The sequence below is a fragment of the Limimaricola cinnabarinus genome, from assembly GCF_047631075.1.
Lineage (GTDB): Bacteria > Pseudomonadota > Alphaproteobacteria > Rhodobacterales > Rhodobacteraceae > Limimaricola > Limimaricola cinnabarinus.
This window is the reverse complement of the sequence record NZ_JBLHYX010000012.1, coordinates 61,280-82,715: the sequence shown is the minus strand read 5'-3', so window position 1 is coordinate 82,715 and position 21,436 is coordinate 61,280. Positions and strand designations below refer to the sequence as shown.

At 67.3% G+C, this 21,436-nt stretch carries 15 protein-coding genes; 10 read left to right on the top strand and 5 right to left on the bottom strand.

The window, feature by feature from the left end; all coding sequences use genetic code 11:
• Positions 1-58: 58 nt before the first annotated feature.
• The 6 genes from hydA to galE all read left to right on the top strand — a co-directional run bounded on the left by hydA (position 59) and on the right by galE (position 6,547).
• Positions 59-1,516: a dihydropyrimidinase gene (gene hydA, locus ACJASC_RS11390; protein WP_415146103.1), complete on the top strand. Its 1,458-nt coding sequence runs from the start codon at positions 59-61 to the stop codon at positions 1,514-1,516.
• A 25-nt stretch (positions 1,517-1,541) separates the two neighbouring features.
• Positions 1,542-2,336: an ABC transporter ATP-binding protein gene (locus ACJASC_RS11385; protein ID WP_110546299.1), complete on the top strand. Its 795-nt coding sequence runs from the start codon at positions 1,542-1,544 to the stop codon at positions 2,334-2,336.
• Positions 2,337-2,554: 218 nt separating this feature from the next.
• Entirely contained in the window at positions 2,555-3,502 is a 948-nt protein-coding gene (locus ACJASC_RS11380) for an ABC transporter permease (protein ID WP_415146101.1), read from the top strand.
• Entirely contained in the window at positions 3,499-4,344 is an 846-nt protein-coding gene (locus ACJASC_RS11375) for an ABC transporter permease (protein WP_415146099.1), read from the top strand. The genes ACJASC_RS11380 and ACJASC_RS11375 overlap by 4 nt, the downstream gene beginning before the upstream one ends.
• A 51-nt stretch (positions 4,345-4,395) precedes the next feature.
• Complete coding sequence (locus ACJASC_RS11370) at positions 4,396-5,394, top strand: ABC transporter substrate-binding protein (protein ID WP_415146097.1); 999 nt, start codon at positions 4,396-4,398, stop codon at positions 5,392-5,394.
• Positions 5,395-5,494: 100 nt separating this feature from the next.
• The gene (galE, locus tag ACJASC_RS11365) at positions 5,495-6,547 is read left to right on the top strand and encodes a UDP-glucose 4-epimerase GalE (RefSeq protein ID WP_415146095.1); all 1,053 of its coding nucleotides are present in this window, start codon (positions 5,495-5,497) and stop codon (positions 6,545-6,547) included.
• On the opposite strand, the gene ACJASC_RS11360 is transcribed toward galE, so the two are convergent.
• The 5 genes from ACJASC_RS11360 to ACJASC_RS11340 all read right to left on the bottom strand — a co-directional run bounded on the left by ACJASC_RS11360 (position 6,529) and on the right by ACJASC_RS11340 (position 11,361).
• The gene (locus tag ACJASC_RS11360) at positions 6,529-8,433 is read right to left on the bottom strand and encodes a polysaccharide biosynthesis protein (protein WP_415146163.1); all 1,905 of its coding nucleotides are present in this window, start codon (positions 8,431-8,433) and stop codon (positions 6,529-6,531) included. The genes galE and ACJASC_RS11360 overlap by 19 nt on opposite strands.
• 128 nt (positions 8,434-8,561) lie before the next feature.
• The gene (locus tag ACJASC_RS11355; RefSeq protein ID WP_021692637.1) at positions 8,562-9,245 is read right to left on the bottom strand and encodes a sugar transferase; all 684 of its coding nucleotides are present in this window, start codon (positions 9,243-9,245) and stop codon (positions 8,562-8,564) included.
• Positions 9,242-10,090: an NAD-dependent epimerase/dehydratase family protein gene (locus tag ACJASC_RS11350; protein ID WP_415146092.1), complete on the bottom strand. Its 849-nt coding sequence runs from the start codon at positions 10,088-10,090 to the stop codon at positions 9,242-9,244. The genes ACJASC_RS11355 and ACJASC_RS11350 overlap by 4 nt, the downstream gene beginning before the upstream one ends.
• A 41-nt stretch (positions 10,091-10,131) precedes the next feature.
• The gene (locus ACJASC_RS11345; RefSeq protein WP_415146161.1) at positions 10,132-10,740 is read right to left on the bottom strand and encodes a CDP-alcohol phosphatidyltransferase family protein; all 609 of its coding nucleotides are present in this window, start codon (positions 10,738-10,740) and stop codon (positions 10,132-10,134) included.
• Between the two features lie 150 nt (positions 10,741-10,890).
• Positions 10,891-11,361, bottom strand: coding sequence for an Lrp/AsnC family transcriptional regulator (locus tag ACJASC_RS11340; RefSeq protein ID WP_415146090.1), 471 nt, complete (start codon positions 11,359-11,361; stop codon positions 10,891-10,893).
• Between the two features lie 123 nt (positions 11,362-11,484).
• On the opposite strand from ACJASC_RS11340, the gene putA reads away from it, so the two are divergent.
• The 4 genes from putA (at position 11,485) to ACJASC_RS11320 (ending at position 21,432) form a co-directional block, all read left to right on the top strand.
• Complete coding sequence (putA, locus tag ACJASC_RS11335) at positions 11,485-14,961, top strand: bifunctional proline dehydrogenase/L-glutamate gamma-semialdehyde dehydrogenase PutA (protein WP_415146088.1); 3,477 nt, start codon at positions 11,485-11,487, stop codon at positions 14,959-14,961.
• Positions 14,962-15,183: 222 nt separating this feature from the next.
• Positions 15,184-18,651 (top strand): indolepyruvate ferredoxin oxidoreductase family protein, encoded by a 3,468-nt coding sequence (locus ACJASC_RS11330; protein ID WP_415146086.1) that lies wholly within the window; start codon positions 15,184-15,186, stop codon positions 18,649-18,651.
• Between the two features lie 10 nt (positions 18,652-18,661).
• Positions 18,662-19,825 carry an isovaleryl-CoA dehydrogenase gene (locus tag ACJASC_RS11325; RefSeq protein ID WP_415146084.1) on the top strand — a complete coding sequence of 388 codons (1,164 nt, stop codon included), beginning with the start codon at positions 18,662-18,664 and terminating at the stop codon, positions 19,823-19,825.
• Positions 19,825-21,432: a carboxyl transferase domain-containing protein gene (locus ACJASC_RS11320; protein ID WP_415146082.1), complete on the top strand. Its 1,608-nt coding sequence runs from the start codon at positions 19,825-19,827 to the stop codon at positions 21,430-21,432. The genes ACJASC_RS11325 and ACJASC_RS11320 overlap by 1 nt, the downstream gene beginning before the upstream one ends.
• Positions 21,433-21,436: the final 4 nt, after the last annotated feature.

Sequence of the window (21,436 nt, the reverse complement as noted above, 5' to 3'; positions counted from 1 at the left end):
CCGGGACGCGCCACGGCCTTCATGCGAGGGGCCGGGCCATGGCAGAGAGGGAAACGGCATGGGCTCCACGGTCATCAGGAACGGCACGATCGTCACGGCGGATCTGACCTACGAGGCGGACCTGCTGATCGAGGGCGGTCGCATCGCCGCGATCGGCAAGGGGCTCGCGGGAGACGAGACGCTCGATGCGACGGGCTGCTACGTGATGCCCGGCGGCATCGACCCGCACACGCATCTGGAGATGCCCTTCATGGGCACCCATTCCACGGATGATTTCGGCTCGGGCACCCGCGCGGCATTGGCGGGTGGCACGACGATGGTGGTCGATTTCGCCCTGCCGAGCCCCGGTCAGAGCCTGCTCGACGCGCTGAAGGTCTGGCACAACAAGTCGGGGCAGGCGGCCTGCGACTACTCCTACCACATGGCGATCACCTGGTGGGATCGGCAGGTCTTCGACGAGATGGAGGCTGTGGTGCGCGACCACGGCATCACCACCTTCAAGCATTTCATGGCCTACAAGGGTGCCTTGATGGTCAATGATGACGAGCTCTTCGCGAGCTTCCGCCGCTGCGCAGAGCTGGGGGCGATCCCGATGGTGCATGCCGAGAACGGCGACGTGGTGGCCGAGTTGCAGGCCAAGCTTCTGGCCGAAGGCAACACCGGCCCCGAGGCGCATGCCTATTCGCGACCCTCATCCGTCGAGGGCGAGGCGACCAATCGGGCGATCATGATCGCCGATATGGCAGGTGTCCCGCTCTATGTCGTGCACGTCTCCTGCGAGGAAGCGCACGAGGCGATCCGGCGGGCCAAGATGAACGGCAAGCGGGTCTGGGGCGAACCGCTGATCCAGCACCTGATTCTCGACGAGGGCGAATACGCCCACCCCGATTGGGACCACGCCGCGCGCCGGGTGATGAGCCCGCCCTTCCGCGACAAGAAGCATCAAGACAGCCTCTGGGCCGGTCTCGCCTCCGGCACGCTCTCGGTCGTAGCCACCGATCACTGCGCCTTCACCACCGAGCAGAAGCGCAACGGCGTGGGTGACTTCACCAAGATCCCCAACGGCACCGGCGGGCTCGAGGACCGGATGCCGCTTCTGTGGACGCATGGCGTGAACACCGGCCGGATCACCATGAACGAGTTCGTGGCCGTGACCTCGACCAACAGCGCCAAGATCCTCGGCTGCTACCCGAAGAAGGGCGCGATCCTCGTCGGAGCCGATGCCGACATCGTCGTGTGGGATCCGCAGAAGGAAAAGGCCATCACAGTTTCGATGCAGGCCTCGGCGATCGACTACAACGTCTTCGAGGGCCAGCGGGTCAAGGGCCTGCCGCGCTATGTATTGAGCCGCGGTCATGTCTCGCTGCGCGACGGCGCGCTGGATGCGCATGAGGGCCACGGCGCATTCGTCGCGCGTGAGTCACAGGGCCCGGTGAGCCGCGCGCTGTCCTCGTGGAAGGCGCTGACCGCGCCGCGCCCGGTCGAACGTTCGGGCATCCCGGCGAGCGGGGTGTGAGAATGGCGGAGCGGGGGGCGTGCCGATGATGAACGCGCCGATCCCCCAGACCGTCATCTCGGCGCGCGGCGTCGACCTCACCTTCGACACCAATGACGGGTCGGTGCATGCGCTCAGGAGCGTGGATCTCGACATCGGCAAGGGCGAATTCGTCTCCTTCATCGGGCCTTCGGGCTGCGGCAAAACCACCTTCCTGCGGGTGGTCGCCGCGCTGGAGACGCCGACGGCGGGAACGGTGTCGGTCAACGGCATGACCCCGGACGAGGCCCGGCGTGCGCGCGCATATGGCTATGTGTTCCAAGCAGCGGGGCTCTATCCATGGCGCACGATCGGCGGCAACATCGCGCTGCCGCTCGAGATCATGGGTTTCGATCGCGCCGAGCGGACGCGGCGGGTGCGCGAGGTGATGCAGTTGGTGGAACTGAGCGGCTTCGAAAAGAAGTATCCCTGGCAGCTGTCGGGCGGCATGCAGCAGCGCGCGAGCATCGCCCGCGCGCTGGCCTTCGATGCCGAGATCCTGCTCATGGACGAACCCTTCGGCGCGCTCGACGAGATCGTGCGCGACCGGCTCAACGAGGAACTTCTCAGGCTCTGGGCCGCGACCGGCAAGACCACGCTCTTCGTGACCCACTCAATCCCCGAGGCGGTATATCTCTCCACGAAGATCGTGGTGATGAGCCCGCGTCCCGGCCGGATCACCGATGTGATCGACAGCCCGCTGCCGCGCGAGCGTCCGCTCGAGATTCGCGACAGCCCCGAATTCATCGAGATCGCGCATCGGGTGCGGGAGGGGCTCAGGGCCGGTCATGCCGAGCACTAGGAAAAGCCCCCCGGCCACACGGCCCGAGGGACCCTTGGCGGGGTGACTTCACACACGGTCATCGGCCCTCCAGCCTGTACCGTGCGCTCAGGAAAGCAGCTGATGATTACTTTACTCTTACAACACTCGTGTCGAACCGGTCCCGATGTTCCGGCGGCGGTCCGGTGTGAAAGGGCGCGGTTCGAGTATTTGAGGAATGAAGACACACGGGTGCGCGCATGAGCCGATACGGACCGCTCCTCGTGCTCGTCGCGGCGCTCTTTGCGTTGTGGTACGCCGCCGCCGTACCGATGAACATCCGCGAGGCGCTCAGCGCCGCCGAGCGCAACGGCGTGGTGGTCGAACCCGCCACCGCGATCGAGCGGCGCGACGCGAACGCTTTGGGGCTCGTCGCGGTCAACCCGGCGCAGATCCCTGCCGCTTGGGCACAGGACCGGCCCCGGCTGCCGGCGCCGCATCAGATCGTGGGCGAGCTGTGGCAGAGCGTGGTGATGGAGGAGATCGAGGGGCGGCGCGGGCTGCTGAAATCCGGAAGCCTGTCGAATCGCGGCCTCCTGCTGCACGCTTGGATCACCTTGTCGGCCACCGCGCTGGGCTTTGTCATCGGCACCGTGGCAGGGGTCCTGCTGGCCGTCGGCATCGTCCATTCGCGCACCATGGAACGTTCGGTGATGCCTTGGGCCATCGTCAGCCAGACCGTGCCGATCGTGGCGCTGGCGCCGATGATCGTGGTGGTGCTCTATTCGGTCGGGCTGCAGGGGCTGCTGCCCAAGGCCATCATCTCTGCCTATCTGTCCTTCTTCCCGGTGGTGGTCGGCATGGTGAAGGGGCTGCGCGCGCCTGACGCGATGCAGACCGACCTGATGCGCACATGGGACGCCTCCGGCTGGCAGGTGTTGACGCGGCTGAGGCTGCCCGCCTCGATGCCCTATCTCTTCGCATCGCTGAAGATCGCAGTGGCCGCCGCCCTCGTTGGTGCCATCGTCGGCGAGTTGCCGGTGCAGGGCGGGGGGCTTGGAGCGCGGATGCTCGCGGGAAGCTACTATGGACAGACCGCGCAGATATGGGCGGCGCTGCTGCTGGCGGCGGCGCTGGCGGCCGGGCTCGTCGCGGCGATCGGCGGTGCACAACGGCTGGCGTTGCGGCGCATGGGAGGGGCGGCATGAGCGCGGCGATCCTCGCGCTGGCCCTGTGGCTCGGGCTCTGGGCGCTCAATGTCTGGCTTGCCACGGGACCGCTGTCGAATCGGATCTGGGCCCGCATGGCGGTGCCCCTGCTGTTCGGGATCACCATCCTGATCCTGTGGGAGATCGCGGTGCGCGCGCTGCAGGTGCCGCTGGTCATCCTGCCGCCGCCGAGCCAGATCGGCGCGCGCTTCGCCGAAAGCCTGCCGCTGCTCTGGGGTGATTTCGTGCAGACGATCCTGCGCGGCGCGCTCTCGGGCTATGCGATCGGCTGCAGCGCGGCCTTCCTCACCGCGATCGCCGTCGACCGTTTCGTGTTCCTGCAGCGCGGGTTGCTGCCACTGGCGAGCTTCATGGCCGCGCTGCCGATCGTCGGCACCGCGCCGATCCTGGTGATGTGGTTCGGCTTCGACTGGCAGTCCAAGGCCGCCGTGGTGGTGGTCATGGTGTTCTTTCCGATGCTGGTGAACACAGTGGCGGGCCTCGCCGAGACCTCCGCCATGCAGCGCGACCTGATGAAAAGCTGGGGCGCGAGCTATTGGTCGGGGCTGGTGAAGCTGCGTCTTCCGGCGGCGATGCCCTTCATCTTCAACGGGCTCAAGATTTGCACCACGCTGGCGCTGATCGGGGCCATCGTGGCCGAGTTCTTCGGCTCGCCGACGCTGGGCCTCGGGTTTCGGATCACCACCTCGGTGGGGCAGCTCGCGCTCGACATGGTCTGGGCCGCGATCCTCGTCGCGGCGTTGGCGGGCACCGGCCTTTACGGGCTGGTGGCGCTTATCGAACGGGGGGTGACCTTCTGGCATCCTTCGCAACGCGGATAACCTACAGAGCCCGCGAACCGGGCCATCAACAGCAATCGGAGGTCGACTAGGATGAAACGGATGATGATGGCCGCGGCAGCGGCAGGCGCGCTGATGGCGGGAACGATGCCCGCCATGGCGCAGGACCCCGACGAGGTCCGGCTGCAGCTGCAATGGGTCACGCAGGCGCAGTTCGCGGGCTACTACGTGGCGCTCGAGGAGGGGTTCTACGAAGAGGAGGGCCTCGACGTCGAGATCCTGCCCGGAGGCCCCGACATCGCGCCTCCGCAGGTGCTTGCCGGCGGTGGGGCCGACGTGATGCTCAACTGGATGCCTTCGGCGCTGGCCGCGCGCGAAAAGGGGCTGCCGGTGGTGAACATCGCCCAGCCCTTCGCCAGCTCGGGGCTGATGCTCACTTGCTGGAAGGACACGGGCATCACCGGCCCGCAGGACTTCAAGGGCAAGACCATCGGCGTCTGGTTCTTCGGCAACGAATATCCGTTCCTGAGCTGGATGAGCCAGGAGGGCATCCCGACCGAGGGCGGCGAGGAGGGCGTGACGGTTCTCAAGCAGGGCTTCAACGTCGACCCGCTGATCCAGCGGCAGGCCGACTGCATCTCGACCATGACCTACAACGAATACGGCCAGGTGCTCGACGCGGGCATCTCCGAGGACGAGCTCGTTACCTTCAAATACGAGGACATGGGCGTGGCCACGCTCGAGGACGGGATGTGGGTGCTTGAGGAGAACCTCGAAGACCCGGAGTTCGTCGACAAGATGACTCGCTTCGTGCGCGCCTCGATGAAGGGGTGGAAATGGGCGGAGACGAACCCCGAAGAGGCCGCGATGATCGTGCTCGACAATGATGAAACCGGCGCGCAGACAGAGGCGCATCAGGTGCGGATGATGGGCGAGATCGCCAAGCTGACCGAGGGGTCGGACGGCAGCCTCGACGAGGCCGCCTATCAGCGCACGGTCGACACGCTGCTCGCCGGGGGCTCGGATCCGGTGATCTCGCAGGTACCGGATGGTGCATGGACCTCCCGGATCACCGACGAAGCGCTGAAATAACATGACGGGCGGGGCCCTCAGGGGCCCTGCCGTTTTCCCGGTTCTGGTCAGTCTCGGAACTCTTCGCTAGACCTTGGGCAACAGGATCGGAGAGTTGGTTATGCGCGTTCTCGTGACAGGTGGAGCAGGCTACATCGGCAGCCATACGCTGGTGGAGCTTCTGAGGCAGGGCCACGAGGTGGCCTGCGTCGACAATTATTCCAACGGCGCGCCCGAGGCGCTGCGCCGGGTGGGCGAATTGGTGCCCGAAGGCGAGATCGAGGCGCATGAGGCCGACATCCGCGACACCGCGGCGCTCGACCGCATCTTCGATGCCTTCCGCCCCGAGGCGGTGATCCATTTCGCCGGCCTCAAGGCGGTCGGCGAGAGCGTCGAGAAGCCGGTCGAGTATTACGACGTCAACGTTACCGGCACGCTGTCTCTCCTGCGGGCGATGGACCGCGCGGGCTGCGGGCGCATCATTTTCTCGTCCTCGGCCACGGTTTACGGCGAGCCGGTATTCCTGCCCTACACGGAGGAGCACCCGCTGGCCCCCACCAGCGTCTATGGGCATACCAAGCGCATGGCCGAGCAGATTTTGACGGACTGGGCCGTGGCGCGCACCGAAGCCTCGGTGATGCTGCTGCGCTATTTCAACCCGGTGGGCGCGCACGCTTCGGGGCGGATCGGCGAGGATCCGGCAGGCATTCCCAACAATTTGATGCCGTTCCTCGCCCAGGTGGCAACCGGACGACAGGCCAAGTTGCGGATCTTCGGCGACGACTATCCGACCCCGGATGGGACCGGTGTGCGCGATTACATCCACGTGGTCGATCTCGCCCGCGCCCATGTCGCGGCGCTCGAACGCGCCTGCCGGGCCGCAGGTACCGAAACCTACAACATCGGGACGGGGCAGGGCTATTCCGTGCGGGAGATGCGCGAGGCCTTCTCCAGGGCGGTGGGACGCGAGCTGCCCTTTGAGGTGCTGCCGCGCCGGGCGGGCGATATCGCCGAGATGCAATCCGACTGCGCTCGCGCCGCGCATCATCTGGGATGGCGGGCCGAGCTCGGGATCGAAGAGATGGCGCGCGACCTGTGGAACTGGCAGTCCGCCAACCCGCAGGGCTATGCCACAGCCACCGACGTGAACGAGGATCAGGTGGCGGGAATCTGATCGCGGCCGTCGAGCCGGGGCACGGGGCGGTTGACCAGTACCGTGCCTCCCTCGACCCAGCGCGCCACCACGGCGCGTAGCGCGTCGTCATTGCTCTCGGCCACGGCGGCGCGCAGCGCCTTCATCCCGGCGGCCACCTCGATCTCGCTCAGATGCGCCTCACGCGCGAGCATGATCTTGGGGTGCGGCGTGCCGATCTGGTTCTTGCCGATGAGAAGCTCCTCATGCAGCTTCTCGCCCGTGCGCAGGCCGGTGAGGTGGATCTCGATATCGCCGTCGGGATGCGTCTCGTCGCGGACGGTGTAGCCGGCCGCCTCGATCATCTGGCGCGCGAGATCGTAGATCTGCACCGGGGCCCCCATGTCGAGCACGAAGACGTCGCCACCGGTGGCGAAGGTGCCCGCGACGAGCACGAGGCGCGCGGCCTCGGGGATCGTCATGAAGTAGCGCGTCACCTCGCGGTGGGTGAGCGTGACCGGCCCGCCCTTGCAGATCTGGTCGTGAAACAGCGGGATCACCGATCCCGAGGAGCCCAACACGTTGCCGAAGCGGACCATCGAGTAGATCGTACCCTCGGAGCGGTTGGCGAGGTCCTGCACGACCAGCTCAGCCATGCGCTTGGAGGCGCCCATCATGTTCTTGGGGCGCACCGCCTTGTCGGTCGAAATGAGGATGAACCGCGTCACGCCCGCCTCGCCGGCAGCAAGCGCGAGCGTGTGGGTGCCCAGCACGTTGTTGGCGAAACCCGCGACCGGGTTCTGCTCGACCAGCGGCACGTGCTTGTAGGCGGCGGCATGCAGAACGATGTCGACGCCGTGATCCGCCAGAACACGCCGCACCAACGGCGCGTCGCAGACCGAGCCGAGCACGGGGACGATCTCGACCCGAAGGTCCATGGCCAAGGCCGACAGCTCCTGATCGAGCTTGTAGAGCGCCAGTTCCGACAGCTCGAACAACACCAGCCGCCGTGGTCGGCAGGCCAGGATTTGGCGGCACAACTCGGAGCCGATCGATCCCCCGGCACCGGTGATCAGCACCGAACCGCCACGATAGGTCTCCGACCCGCCGGGCAGTTCCGCGTCGAGCGGCGCGCGACCAAGAAACTGGCCGGGCACCACGGGGCGCAGCTGTTCGACCAAGGGCACGCCATTGCCGGCGAGCTGGGCGAAGGAGGGCAGGGTCTGCACGTTGAGGCCCTTTTCCTCGAGCTGATGCGATAGCTGCGCGAGCCGCGCCCGCGGCACCGAGGGCATGGCCAGAAGCACCCGGTCCACGCGCTTGGTGCGCACGAGGCGTGCGATCGCGGCGGGGGCGTGCACGTGCAGACCCTGCACGATTGCGCCCTGCAGCATCTTGTTGTCGTCGATATAGGCCACGGGGCGCACCGTTTCGTCGGTCCTGAGCGCTGCCACGAGCTGCTGGCCGGTGCGCCCGGCGCCGTAGACCAGCACCCTGAGCTTGGGCCGCTGGCGATAGGCGTTGAGCACCAGCTTGAGCATCATCGCCCGGCTGCTGACCACCAAGAGCAGATAGACCATGGAAAACGTGACGAAGGTGGCGCCCGGCGTGACGCCGCCGCCCGCCCGCTCGATCAGGCCGGCGGAGAGACCCAGAAGCGCCGCATGGATCGCCGATAGCGCGATGGCCCGGCTTTCATAGGCCTTGAGCTGCACGCGGTGGATGTTCATGCCGATCTCGATCAGCGCGCAGAGCGCCATCAGGACCGGGACCAGCAGCCAGCCACGCATCATGTGGGCGCTGTCGGGAAGTGCGTTGAGCTGCAGCGTCATTGCCAGAAGCATCGCAACCGGCACGAGCAACACGTCGTTGGTCAGGATCAACCATTGCTTCGTGGCGCGCGACAGGCGCGTGATGACGCCAAGCATTTCCATCGCTTTGCCCATTTTTCTGAAAAAGCCGTCCCAAGCGCCGTGATCCCCCGCGGCCGCTTTCGCTGTGTCCGGCCGCATCATGACAACTCTGCCCATATGTTAATCCGACGCCACGTCATAGATCAATCGCGGTTGGCGGGAACCCGCCGAGTGCTGTGGGCCGGGGCCTCGCGCAACATGCGTCCGTCGCGCCGGCGCAGCACCGCGCGCATGGTCTGCGCCAGGATCCACAGGTCGAGGCCGACACTTGCATGGCGCTGGTACAGCATGTCGAGTGCGGCCTTGCGCGGCACGCATCGGCGCCGATAGACCGCGTCGGTCTCCTCTGGCGACCGGCAGGCCGCGAGCAGGCGCTCTTCGGTAGCGTGGTAGCGCAGGCTTGCCAATCCGGTGATCCCCGGCCGCGAGCGTAGCACCCTCTCATAGAGCGCGGGAAAGGCGTCGACATAGATGCGTAGCGGCGGGCGCGGCCCCACAAGGCTGATGTCGCCCCGGATCACGTTCCATAGCTGCGGCAACTCGTCCGCACGGCTGCGGCGAAGCAGCCGGTGCAGTCGTGACATGCGCGCCGACTTGTCGCCGCCGGTCACGCCGGTGGCGCGGGTGCCATAGGCGGCGGGGCGCATCGTGCGCAGCTTGATCAAACCGAACGCCTCATGGGGCGTGCGCATCCGTTCGGCAATGTAGAAGACCGGCCGGCCCTCGACTGCCAGGAGCACCAGCATCAGCGCCGCCAGTAGCGGCCAGAGCAGCGCCAGCAACAGGATCGAGACCACCAGATCGAAGGCCCGCTTGCCCGCTGTCATGCGAGGTTCCATCCAGCGAGCCGGGCCTCGGCCACCAGCGCCGGGGCCCGGGCCGGGGCCACGGGCCCCGTGATCGCAGCGAGACGCGCGGTGTCGAGCCGGGTCCGGGGCAGCGCGTTTTCGGGGGCGGGGCGCCACTGCCAGCGTGCCCCTGCGGAGGAGAGGATTTCCTCCATGCCGACATCGCCCGGCTGGGCGAGGTTCAGGATCGCGGGCAAGGCGGGGGCCTCGATCAGAACCGACAGCAGCCGAGCCAGCGTCAGCGGGCCGACATAGGCGCGGCGCGGTGCCGCGCCGTCGGCAAAGCGGTCGAGGGTCACCGGACCCGTGCCCATCGACCCGAACAGCTGATCGCAGCCCGCCACGTTGGCAAGCCGCAGGCAGCAAGCGGCTGGGGCGTCGGGGCCGATAGCTGCGATTTCGCGCGCGATCACGTGCTCCATCTCCAGCTTGGCCGCGCCATAGGCGGCCGCAGGGCTCGCGCTCTCTTCGCGGCAGGCATCCGTCGCCCGGCCATAAACTGCGGCCGAAGACATCAGCAGCACCGGTCCGAGCCTGTCCCGCGCGGCCAGCCGCAGCGCGGCACGGGCGAGATACGCATTCCCGGCCAGTTCCTCGGACGTCCCGCCGGTGACCCCGGCGAGCACGATGACCCCGCGCACCGGGCGCGGCAGCGGTGGCGGCGTCTCGCGCATGTCCCAGGCAAAGTCACCCCGCCTGCCGTGCCACAGCGCGGCACGGCCTTCGGGCCAGTGTCCGCCATCGGCAAGACATCGCAAGGCCCGGCCAAGCCGGCCGGTGCTTCCGAGAATCAGGGGGCCTGTATGGTGCGGAGCCGTGTCCATGGTTTCGGCTAGCCGATCGAGGCCGGCAAAACCAGATGCCGCTAGCTCGGGAATGCCTTGCGGGCCCCGATCAGTCGCAAGGTGCCGCTCAGATAGCACAGCGATCCGAAGATCCAGGCCAGCGGCGCGAACCAGCCCGGCAGCAGGCACAGCGCAACGAAAAAGCCGATCGTTTCGGTGCCTTCGAGCAGCCCGTTCGAGAAATAGAGCGATTTCACCCCCTGCGCCGAGGTCCGCAGACCCCGCTTTTCGGCAAGGACCGCGTAGCCCAGAAAGGTCGTGCCGTTGAAGTAGAAGGCAGCAAGCAGAAATCCGCCCGCGGCACCGTTGCCGCCGGGATCGGCCAGCACGAAGGATAGCGGGATCGCACCGTAGAAGGCGAAATCGGCGGCGATGTCGAGATAGCCGCCCCAATCGGTGCGCCGGGTCGCCCGCGCCACCGCCCCGTCGAGACCGTCGGCCAGCCGCGACGCCAGAAGCGGCCCCAGGGCCCACAACGGCGCATCCAGTGCGATCATCGCTGCCGCCACCAAACCCAGCGTCAGTCCCGCGAGCGTCACCGCGTCGGCTGTGACGCCCGCGCGCGCCAAGGCCCCGCCGATGGCGTTGAGCGGCGGATCGATCAGGCGGCGGGCGGCGGCGTCGAGCATCTGGGCGGCTTTCTGAAGGGGCGTTTCATCATCGCGCCGCGCCGCCGGGGCGTCCAGCGCGGTGCCCGGCGATGACATGATGGTGAGGACGCGTCACGCCGCGACGCCAGGTGAAACTGCTGCGCACCGCGTCGCGGCGGTCGGAAAGGATCACATCGTGTCGTCGATGATCGGCTGCATCGAGACATAGGTGGAGGTGCCCGCGACCCCCGGCAGGGCCGAGATCTTGGTGCCGAGCACCTCGCGGTAGCTGCGGATGTCGCGGGTGCGCACCTTGAGCAGGTAATCGAAGCTGCCCGCGATCAGGTGGCACTGCTCGACCTCGGTGATCAGCCGCACGGCCGCGTTGAAGGCGCTGAGCGATTTCTCGGTCGTGTCGGCCAGCCGCACCTCCACGAAGGCGACGTGGTCGAGTCCGAGCTTGGCCGGGTCGATCACCGTTCGAAACCCGCGAATCACACCCTTTTCCTGCAGCCGCTTCAGCCGCACCTGGCAGGGGCTCTTCGACAGCCCCACCCGGATCGCAAGCTCGGTGACCGGAAGCCGAGCGTTTGCTGCCAATTCGGCGAGAATGCGGTAGTCCGTGCGGTCTAGATGGCTGCCAGTGTCGGAATTGCTCATCTTTCGTCCCGCGATTGGCGAAGTATTCAACGCAAAAAGCGCGTTTTCCTTCGATCTTCGGGAAACGCGCCTTAGCTCATCAGGAGTAGAATGATCCGGAATTTTACTCAAGGGGGTCCGCCAATGAGCGAGCTTGTCGATCTGCGCCACCGCATCCGTGCCGATCATCGTCGCGACGAGACCGCGGTTCTTGCCGATCTGATGGCCGCCAACCCGATCTCCGAGGGTCTGCGCGCCGCCGCCACCCGCCGCGGTGCCGCGCTGGTGCGCGCGATCCGCAACGACACGCGCCCCGGCATCATGGAAGCGTTCCTTGCCGAATACGGCCTTTCGACCCGCGAAGGCATCGCGCTGATGTGCCTTGCCGAGGCGCTCTTGCGGGTGCCCGACGCCAAGACCATCGACGCGCTGATCGACGACAAGATCACGCCTTCGGACTGGAGCGCGCATCTTGGAAAGGCGGCCTCGCCGCTGGTCAACGCCTCGACCTGGGCGCTGATGCTGACCGGCAAGGTGCTCGACGAGAAGGGTGAGGGGCTGGGCCTTGTGCTGCGCCGCGCGATCAAGCGTCTGGGCGAGCCGGTGATCCGTGCCGCGACCTATGCCGCCATGCGCGAGATGGGCAAGACCTTCGTGCTGGGCCGCGACATTGACGAGGCGATCAAGCGCAGCCAAGGCCCGGTGAAGAGCGGCGTGACCTATTCCTACGACATGCTGGGCGAGGCCGCGCTGACCGCGAAGGACGCCGCAGGCTTCATGAAGAGCTACGAGAACGCGATCGCGCGGATCTCCGAGGAGGCCACCGCGCCCGACATCCGCGACAATCCGGGCATCTCGGTCAAGCTTTCTGCGCTGCATCCGCGCTACGAGGAGGCCCAGCGCGAGCGGGTCATGGCCGAGCTGGTGCCGCGCCTGACCAAGCTGGCCCGCGCCGCCAAGGCGGGCAACATGGGTCTCAACGTCGATGCCGAGGAGGCCGACCGGCTGGACCTGTCGCTCGACATCATCGAGGCGGTGCTGTCGGCCCCCGAGCTCGCCGGCTGGGACGGCTTCGGCGTCGTGGTACAGGCCTTCGGCCGCCGCGTCGGCCCGGTGATCGACTGGCTCTACGCCCTGTCGGAAAAGCTCGATCGCAAGATCATGGTCCGCCTCGTCAAGGGCGCCTATTGGGACACCGAGATCAAGCGCGCGCAGGTCGAGGGGCTCGAGGATTTCCCGGTCTTCACGGAGAAGGCCGCGACCGACGTGGCGTGGCTCTCCTGCGCCAAGCGGCTCTTGGACATGACCGACCGGATCTATCCGCAGTTCGCGACCCACAACGCCCATTCCGTCGCCGCCGTCATGGAGATGGCGGGCGAACGCCGCGATTTCGAGTTCCAGCGCCTGCATGGAATGGGCGAGGCACTTCATGACAAGCAGATCGAGTCGGACGCGACGCGACTGCGCATCTATGCCCCCGTCGGCGCGCATCGCGACCTGCTCGCCTATCTGGTGCGTCGCCTGCTGGAGAACGGCGCGAACTCCAGCTTCGTGAACCAGATCGTCGACGAGAAGGTGCCAGCCGAGGTGGTCGCCGCCGATCCGTTCGAAAAGCTGGGCGGCCCGCGCCCCAAGGTGCTGCGCGATCCGCGTGCGCTGTTCCAGCCCGAGCGCGAGAATTCGCGTGGCTGGGATCTCACCGCGGTCGACGCGCTGGCCGAATTCGACGCCGGGCGCGCGGCCTTCCGCGATGCCAAATGGCGCTCCGAGCCGATCCTCGCCACCGAGGAGGCCGCCGAAGGGGCCGAGGTGCTGCCCGTCACCAACCCCGCCGATCCGTCGGACGTGGTGGGCGAGGTGATGATGTCGTCCGAAGCCGATGTCGAGAATGCCATCGCCCACGCGCGCCGCTGGCAAGCCCCGGCTTCGACCCGCGGCACCGCGCTGCGTCGGGCAGCCGACCTGTTCGAAGAGAACGCGCACGAGTTCTTCGCGCTCACCGCGCGCGAAGCGGGCAAGACGCCCAAGGACGCCGTGGCCGAACTGCGCGAGGCGGTCGATTTCCTGCGCTACTACGCGGCGCGCGGCGAGGAGTTGAAGGACCCGGCGCGCGGCACCTTCGCCTGCATCAGCCCTTGGAACTTCCCGCTGGCAATCTTCACCGGCCAAGTGGCCGCGGCGCTCGCTGCCGGAAACGCCGTGCTGGCCAAACCGGCGGAATCCACGCCGCTCACCGCGGCGCTGGGCGTGCGGCTGCTGCACGAGGCCGGTGTGCCGCGCGACGCGCTGCAGCTCCTGCCCGGCGCGGGCAAGGTGGTAGGCGCCGCGATCACCTCCGACCCGCGCATCGCAGGCGTGTGCTTCACCGGTTCCACCGAGACGGCGATCGGCATCGACCGCGCCATGGCCGCCAACATGGACCCGACCGCGCCGCTCATCGCAGAGACCGGCGGTCTCAACGCGATGATCGTCGACAGCACCGCGCTGCCCGAGCAGGCGGTGCGCGATATCGTCAACTCCGCCTTCCAGTCGGCCGGTCAGCGCTGCTCGGCGCTCCGGATGCTGTACCTGCAGGAGGATATCGCCGAGCATTTCCTCGAAATGCTCAAGGGCGCGGCCGAGGAGATGGGCATCGGTGATCCGTGGAGCCACGCCACCGATGTGGGGCCGGTCATCGACGCGCGCGCCGAGAAGGGCATCGTCGAGCATCTTGAGAAGGCCAAGCGGGAGGGGCGCCTCATGTGGCAGCTCGACACGCCTGCCAAGGGCCATTTCATTGGCCCGGCCCTGATCAAGCTGGGCGGCATCGAGGATCTGGAGCGCGAGATCTTCGGCCCCGTGCTGCACGTCGCCACCTTCAAGGCGGGCGAGATCGACGCCGTGATCGACGCGGTGAACGCCACCGGTTACGGCCTTACCTTCGGTCTGCACACCCGCATCGACGAACGGGTCGAGCAGGTGACGCAGCGCGTGGAGGTCGGCAACCTCTACGTCAACCGCAACCAGATCGGTGCCATCGTCGGCTCCCAGCCCTTTGGCGGCGAGGGCCTGTCCGGCACCGGCCCCAAGGCAGGCGGGCCGCGCTACGTCGCGCGCTTCACCGAGCCGATGCGCATCGCCTCTCTGCCCGCGAACGGGCGCGAAGTTCCAAGCCGGAAGGTACAGACGCTTCTGGATGCCGCCACCCCCGATCTCGACCGGCGCGATACCGTCACCCTTCCGGGGCCGACCGGCGAATCGAACCGGCTTTCGGTGGTGCCGCGCGGCACGGTGCTGTGCCTTGGCCCCTCGGTCGAGGAGGCGCAGGCCCAGATCGAGGCCGCCCATGCCGTGGGCTGCGCCGCCGTGGGCATCGCTCCGGGGCTGTCGGGCGAGAACATTCTCGATGGCACGCTCGATCCCGTAGCCCTCGAGGGGCTTTCGGGCTTCGATGCCGTCGTCCTGCGCGGCGGTGCCGAAGCCTTGCGTCCCCTGCGTCAGGCTCTGGCCAATCGCGAGGGCAAGCGCATCCCGCTCCTTTCCGAGGAGGATTTCGCGCTGCGGCTCCAGCTTGAGCGGCATGTCTGCGTCGACACCACGGCAGCGGGCGGCAACGCCAGCCTGCTGGCCAGCGTCGGTTGAGAACGACGGGAGCCTGAACGCCTCGATATCTACGCGACGCATGGCGCGCAGGTGACGGCAAGGAAGAGAAACGGCGTTGCTCGGGAGAGTGACGCCGTTTCTGCTTTTGGCCTCCGCGGTTGCCAGTGTCACGGCGTTGTGTCGCCAAGCTGTAAAAAACAGGGACTGCGTTTCACCGCATCGCGTTTAGACTTTGCATGTCATTAGCCAGGGGAGGGGCGCATGACGATGCGAATGTCGCTCGACGACAAGTACACGGCGGAGACAGGTCATGTCTTCCTGACCGGAATACAGGCGCTGGTGCGCCTGCCGATGACCCAGATGCGGCGCGACCGCGCGGCGGGGCTCAATACCGGCACCTTCATCTCGGGATATCGCGGCTCGCCCTTGGGCGGATACGATCAGCAGCTGATGGCTGCGCGGAAGCGTCTCGACCCGCTCGACATCGTGTTCCAGCCCGGCGTCAACGAGGATCTCGCCGCCACCGCGGTCTGGGGCAGCCAGCAGCTTGGCCTGTCCGAGGGCGCGAGGAAGGATGGGCTCTTGGGCTTGTGGTACGGCAAGGGACCGGGCGTTGATCGCTCCGGCGATGTGCTCAAGCACGCCAACGCGGCGGGCACCTCGGCCAATGGCGGTGTGCTGGCCTTTGCGGGAGACGACCACACCTGCAAGTCGTCGTCGATCCCGCACCAGTCGGACCACGCCTTCATCTCGGCCCTGATGCCGATGTTGTATCCCAGCTCCGTGCACGAGTTTCTCGAGCTGGGTCTCCTCGGCATCGCCATGTCACGCTACTCGGGCTGCTGGGTCGGCTACAAGGTGACCTCCGAGACGGTCGAGACCTCCACGGTGGTCGATCTCGGGCAAGAGCGGCGGCAGTTCCTGCGGCCCACGGATTTCGAGATGCCCGAGGGCGGGTTGAACCTGCGCTGGCCGGACGCGCCACTCGATCAGGACGAGCGGCTGCAGGAATACAAGGGCTTTGCGGCGCTGGCCTTCGCCCGCGCCAACCGCGTCGATCAGGTGACCATCGACACGCCCGATGCCCGTTTCGGCATCGTCGCCTCGGGCAAGGCCTATGAGGACGTCCGGCAAGCGCTGGCCGAGATGGGGCTGGGGCCTGATGAATGGCAGGCGATCGGCCTCAGGCTCTACAAGGTGCGCATGCCCTGGCCGCTGGAGCCCGAGGGCATCCGGCATTTTTCCGAAGGTCTTGAGGAGGTGCTGATCGTCGAGGAGCGCCGCGAGATCATCGAGAACCAGATCAAGCAGCAACTTTTCAACTGGCGCGCCGACGTGCGGCCGCGGATCATCGGCAAGCATGACGAGAAGGACCGGCCTTTCCTGTCGCTGAGCCAAGGGCTCACCGTGGGTTCGGTCGGTCGCGCCATCGCCGACCGATTGCTGCACATCGACCTGCCCGAAGGGCTGCACGACCGGATCGAGGCCGAGCTGCGTCGGCTCGAGGCGGGCCATGCGCGGGGGCAGGCGCACGAGGCGCCGATCACCCGGCTGCCGCATTACTGCCCCGGCTGCCCGCACAACACCTCGACCAAAGTGCCCGAAGGCTCCAAGGCGATGGCGGGGATCGGTTGCCACTACATGGTGCAGTGGATGGACCGGAACACCGAGACCTTTACCCACATGGGCGCCGAGGGCGTGCCATGGACCTCGATCGGCAGGTTCACCGAGGAAAAGCACCGCTTCGTGAATCTCGGCGACGGCACCTTCTTTCATTCTGGCCATCTCGCGATCCGCCAGTCGGTCGCGGCCCGCGCCAACATCACCTACAAGATCCTCTACAACGACGCGGTCGCAATGACCGGCGGCCAGAAGGTCGATGGCCCGCTCTCGCCCGAGCAGGTGACCCACCAGGTCGCGCATGAGAACGTGGCCAGGATCGTGCTGCTCTCGGATCATCCCGAGAACTACGACCGCGTCGATCTCGCGCCCGGCACCGAGATCCGACACCGCGACGATATCGACGCGGTGATGAAGGAGCTGCGCGAGATCGAGGGCGTCACGGTCATGGTCTATGTCCAGACCTGCGCGGCCGAGCTGCGCCGCCGCCGCAAGCGGGGCCGCGCCGACGACCCCGACATGCGGGTGCATATCGACCCGGCGGTCTGCGAGGGCTGCGGCGATTGCTCGGTTCAGTCGAACTGCATCGCGGTCGAGCCGCTGGAAACCGAGCTGGGCCGCAAGCGCCAGATCAACCAGTCGGCCTGCAACAAGGATTTCTCCTGCCTCAAGGGTTTCTGCCCCAGCTTCGTCACCGTGCGCGGGGCCGAGCTGCACAAGCGCCCGGCGGCGGAGGGCCCCGACGTGTCGATGCTGCCCGAGCCGCAATTGCCCGAGATCAGCCGACCGTGGAACATCGCCGTCACCGGGGTGGGTGGCACCGGCGTGCTGACCATCGGCGCGCTCTTGGGCGTGGCCGCGCACATGGAGGGTCTGTCGCCGATGATCCTCGACATGGCCGGTCTCGCGCAGAAGGGTGGCGCGGTGCTGAGCCATATCCGCATCTCGACGCATGAGCGGCCCGCGACGGCGCCGCGCATCGCGACCGGCACCGCCGACCTGCTGCTCGCTGCCGACAGCGTCGTCGCGGCGTCGAAGGACGGGGTGACGCTATGCGACACGAGCCGCACCCATGCGGTGATGAGCACCAAGCTTTCGCCCACCTCGGATTTCGTGCGGCAGCGCGACTTCGACTTTCGCTCGGCCGGTGTCATGCGCGCGGTCGAAAAGACGGTGCGCTCCTCGGAGCATTTTCACGATTTCGCCCATGTCGCGCGCGAGCTGTGCGGCGACGAGATCGCGGTAAACATCATGATGCTGGGCTATGCCTGGCAGCAGGGCTTCATCCCGGTGGGTCGCGAGGCCATCACGCAGGCCGTGCGCCTCAACGGCGTGGCGGTGCAGTCGAACCTCGACGCCTTCAACTGGGGTAGGGTCATGGCGGCAGAGCCCAAGCGGGTGATCGCCGAGATGGGCGAGACCGACGAGCCGCCGCATCTGCCGCAGGCGCAGATGACACTCGGCCAGCTTGTGGCGCACCGCACCGGGCACCTGACCGCCTATCAGGATGCAAGGCTCGCGCGGCGCTACACCGACCGGGTGGCACGGGTCCGTGCGGCGGTGGAGGGCCATGCGCAAGCCGACAAGATCACCCGCGCGGTTGCGCAAAACTATGCCAAGCTTTTGTCCTGCAAGGATGAATATGAGGTCGCGCGGCTGTTCACGCGGCCCGAATTCTCGGAGAATCTCAAGAACCAGTTCGACGGCGACTACAGGATCGCCTTCAACCTCGCGCCGCCGGGGCTACCGGGCACCGATGCCGAAGGCCGACCGAAAAAGCGCGAGTTCGGCCCATGGATCCTCAAGGCGTTCGGTGTGCTGGCGCGGGGCAAACGGCTGCGCGGCACCGCGTTCGACGTCTTTGGCCGCACCGAGGAACGCAAGCGCGAGCGGGCGCTGATCGGTGCCTATGAAGCGGACATGGATCTTGCGCAGGAGCGGTTGGGCCGGGGGCACGATGCCGAGATCCTCAAGCTTCTGGAGTTGCCCGACCAGATCCGCGGCTTCGGGCCGGTGAAGCTGGCGGCGATGGAGCAGGCGGCGCCGATCCGCGACGCGCTCCGTGCCGTGATCAAGAACGACACGCCGCACCAAGTGGCGGCGGAATAGGGAGAGTGCGATGTTCGATCACGCGATGAGGTTCGATCTGGGCGAGGATGGCGACAGCCTGCGAGAGACGGTGCACCGCTGGGCGCAGGAGCGGCTGAAGCCCCGCGCCGCCGAGATCGACAAGTCCAACCTGTTCCCAGCCGATCTGTGGCGCGAGATGGGCGATCTGGGCCTTCTGGGCATCACCGTGCCCGAGGAATATGGCGGCGCGGGCATGGGCTATCTCGCGCATGTCGTCGCGGTCGAGGAGATCACGCGGGCCTCCGCCTCCGTGGCGCTGAGCTACGGCGCGCATTCGAACCTCTGCGTGAACCAGATCGCGCTCAACGGCAACGACGCGCAAAAGGCGAAATACCTGCCCAAGCTGGTGACCGGCGAGCATGTCGGCGCGCTCGCCATGTCCGAGGCCGGGGCAGGCTCCGACGTGGTGTCGATGAGCCTGCGCGCCGATCGGACCTCCGGTGGCTGGACGTTCAACGGCACCAAGTACTGGATCACCAACGGCCCCGACGCCGAAACGCTGGTGGTCTATGCCAAGACCGACCCCGAAGCGGGCTCCAAGGGCATCACCGCCTTCGTCGTCGAGCGCGGCATGGCGGGCTTCTCCACTTCGGAGCATTTCGATAAGCTCGGCATGCGCGGTTCCAACACCGCCGAGCTGGTGTTCGAGAATGTCGAGGTGCCGGACGAGAACGTGCTGGGCGAGGTCGGGCGCGGCGTGAAGGTGCTGATGAGTGGGCTCGACTACGAGCGCGTCGTGCTGTCGGGGATCGGTACCGGCATCATGGCCGCCTGCCTCGACGAAATCATGCCCTATCTCGCCGAGCGCAAGCAGTTCGGACAGCCTATCGGGGATTTCCAGCTGATGCAGGGCAAGATCGCCGACATCTACACCAAGCTCGGCTCTGCGCGCGCCTATGTCTATGCCGTGGCCCGCGCCTGCGACGAGGGCCGGGTGACCCGCGCCGACGCCGCCGCCTGCGTGCTCTACGCCTCTGAGGAGGCGATGGTGGTCGCGCATCAGGCGGTGCAGGCGATGGGCGGCGCCGGCTTCATGAACGAAAGCGCGGTGGCCCGGATCTTTCGCGATGCCAAGCTGATGGAGATCGGCGCGGGCACGAGCGAGATCCGCCGCATGCTGATCGGGCGCGAGATGATGGCGAAGGTGCGCTGATGGCGGTGCTGCGCTCCGCCGTTCCGGCCGCATCGGACGCCTTCCGCGAGAACCGTGACGCGCAGCTCGCCGCGCTCGAGACGGTGCGCAAGGCCGTCGAGGCGGCGCGCGTCGGGGGCGGCGCGAAGGCCCGCGACCGACACGTCTCGCGCGGCAAGCTGCTGCCACGCGACCGGGTCACCCGGCTGCTCGATCCCGGCAGCCCGTTTCTGGAGGTCGGCGCCACGGCGGCGCATGGCCTCTATGACGGGGCGGCACCGGGCGCAGGCATGATCGCGGGCGTCGGGCGGATCGAGGGCCAGGAGGTCATGGTGCTGTGCAACGACGCCACCGTGAAGGGCGGCACTTACTACCCGATGACCGTGAAGAAACACCTGCGCGCGCAGGAGATCGCGGAGCAGAACCATCTGCCCTGCGTCTACCTCGTGGATTCCGGCGGCGCCAACCTGCCCAACCAGGACGAGGTCTTTCCCGATCGCGACCATTTCGGGCGGATCTTCTACAATCAGGCGCGGATGAGCGGGAAGGGCATCCCGCAGATCGCCGTGGTGATGGGCTCCTGCACCGCGGGCGGCGCCTATGTGCCCGCCATGTCGGACGTGACCATCATCGTGAAGGCGCAAGGCACGATCTTCCTTGCAGGCCCACCGCTGGTGAAGGCCGCGACCGGCGAGGTCGTCTCGGCCGAGGATCTGGGCGGCGGCGACGTGCACACCCGCCTCTCGGGCGTGGCCGACTACCTGGCCGACAATGACGCGCACGCGCTGGCGCTGGCGCGGCAGGCAGTAGCGGGGTTGAACCGCCGCAAGCCTGAAACCGTGGTGATGCGCGCAGTCGAAGAGCCGCTCCACGACCCCGAGGAGATCCTCGGCGTGGTCCCGGCCGATCCGCGCAAACCCTATGACATCCGCGAGCTTCTGGCGCGCGTGCTCGACGGCTCGCGCCTCGACGAGTTCAAGCCGCGTTACGGCGAGACGCTGGTGACGGGCTTTGCCCATATCATGGGCCTGCCGGTGGGCATCATCGCCAATAACGGCGTGCTGTTCTCCGAGGCCGCTTTGAAAGGCGCGCATTTCGTCGAACTGTGCTCGCAGCGCAAGATACCGCTGGTGTTTCTGCAGAACATCACCGGTTTCATGGTGGGTCGTAAATACGAGGCGGGCGGCATCGCCAAGGACGGCGCGAAGCTGGTGACGGCGGTGGCCTCGACCGAGGTGCCCAAGGTGACGATGATCGTCGGCGGCTCTTACGGCGCGGGCAATTACGGCATGTGTGGCCGGGCTTACTCACCGCGGTTCCTCTGGACATGGCCCGCGAGCCGGATCGGCGTGATGGGCGGCGAGCAGGCGGCGGGCGTCATGGCGCAGGTGCGCGGGGAGGCGCTGGAGCGGCAAGGCACCCCTTGGACCGAAGAGGAGGAATGGGCCTTCAAGCAGCCCTTGCGCGAGAAGTTCGAGGAGCAGGCGCACCCGCTCTATGCCTCGGCCCGGCTCTGGGACGACGGCATCGTCGATCCGCGCCGGAGCCGCGAGGTGCTGGCGCTGTCGCTTTCGGCGGCGCTGAATGCGCCCATTCCCGACACGCGCTTCGGCGTCTTCAGGATGTGAGGCA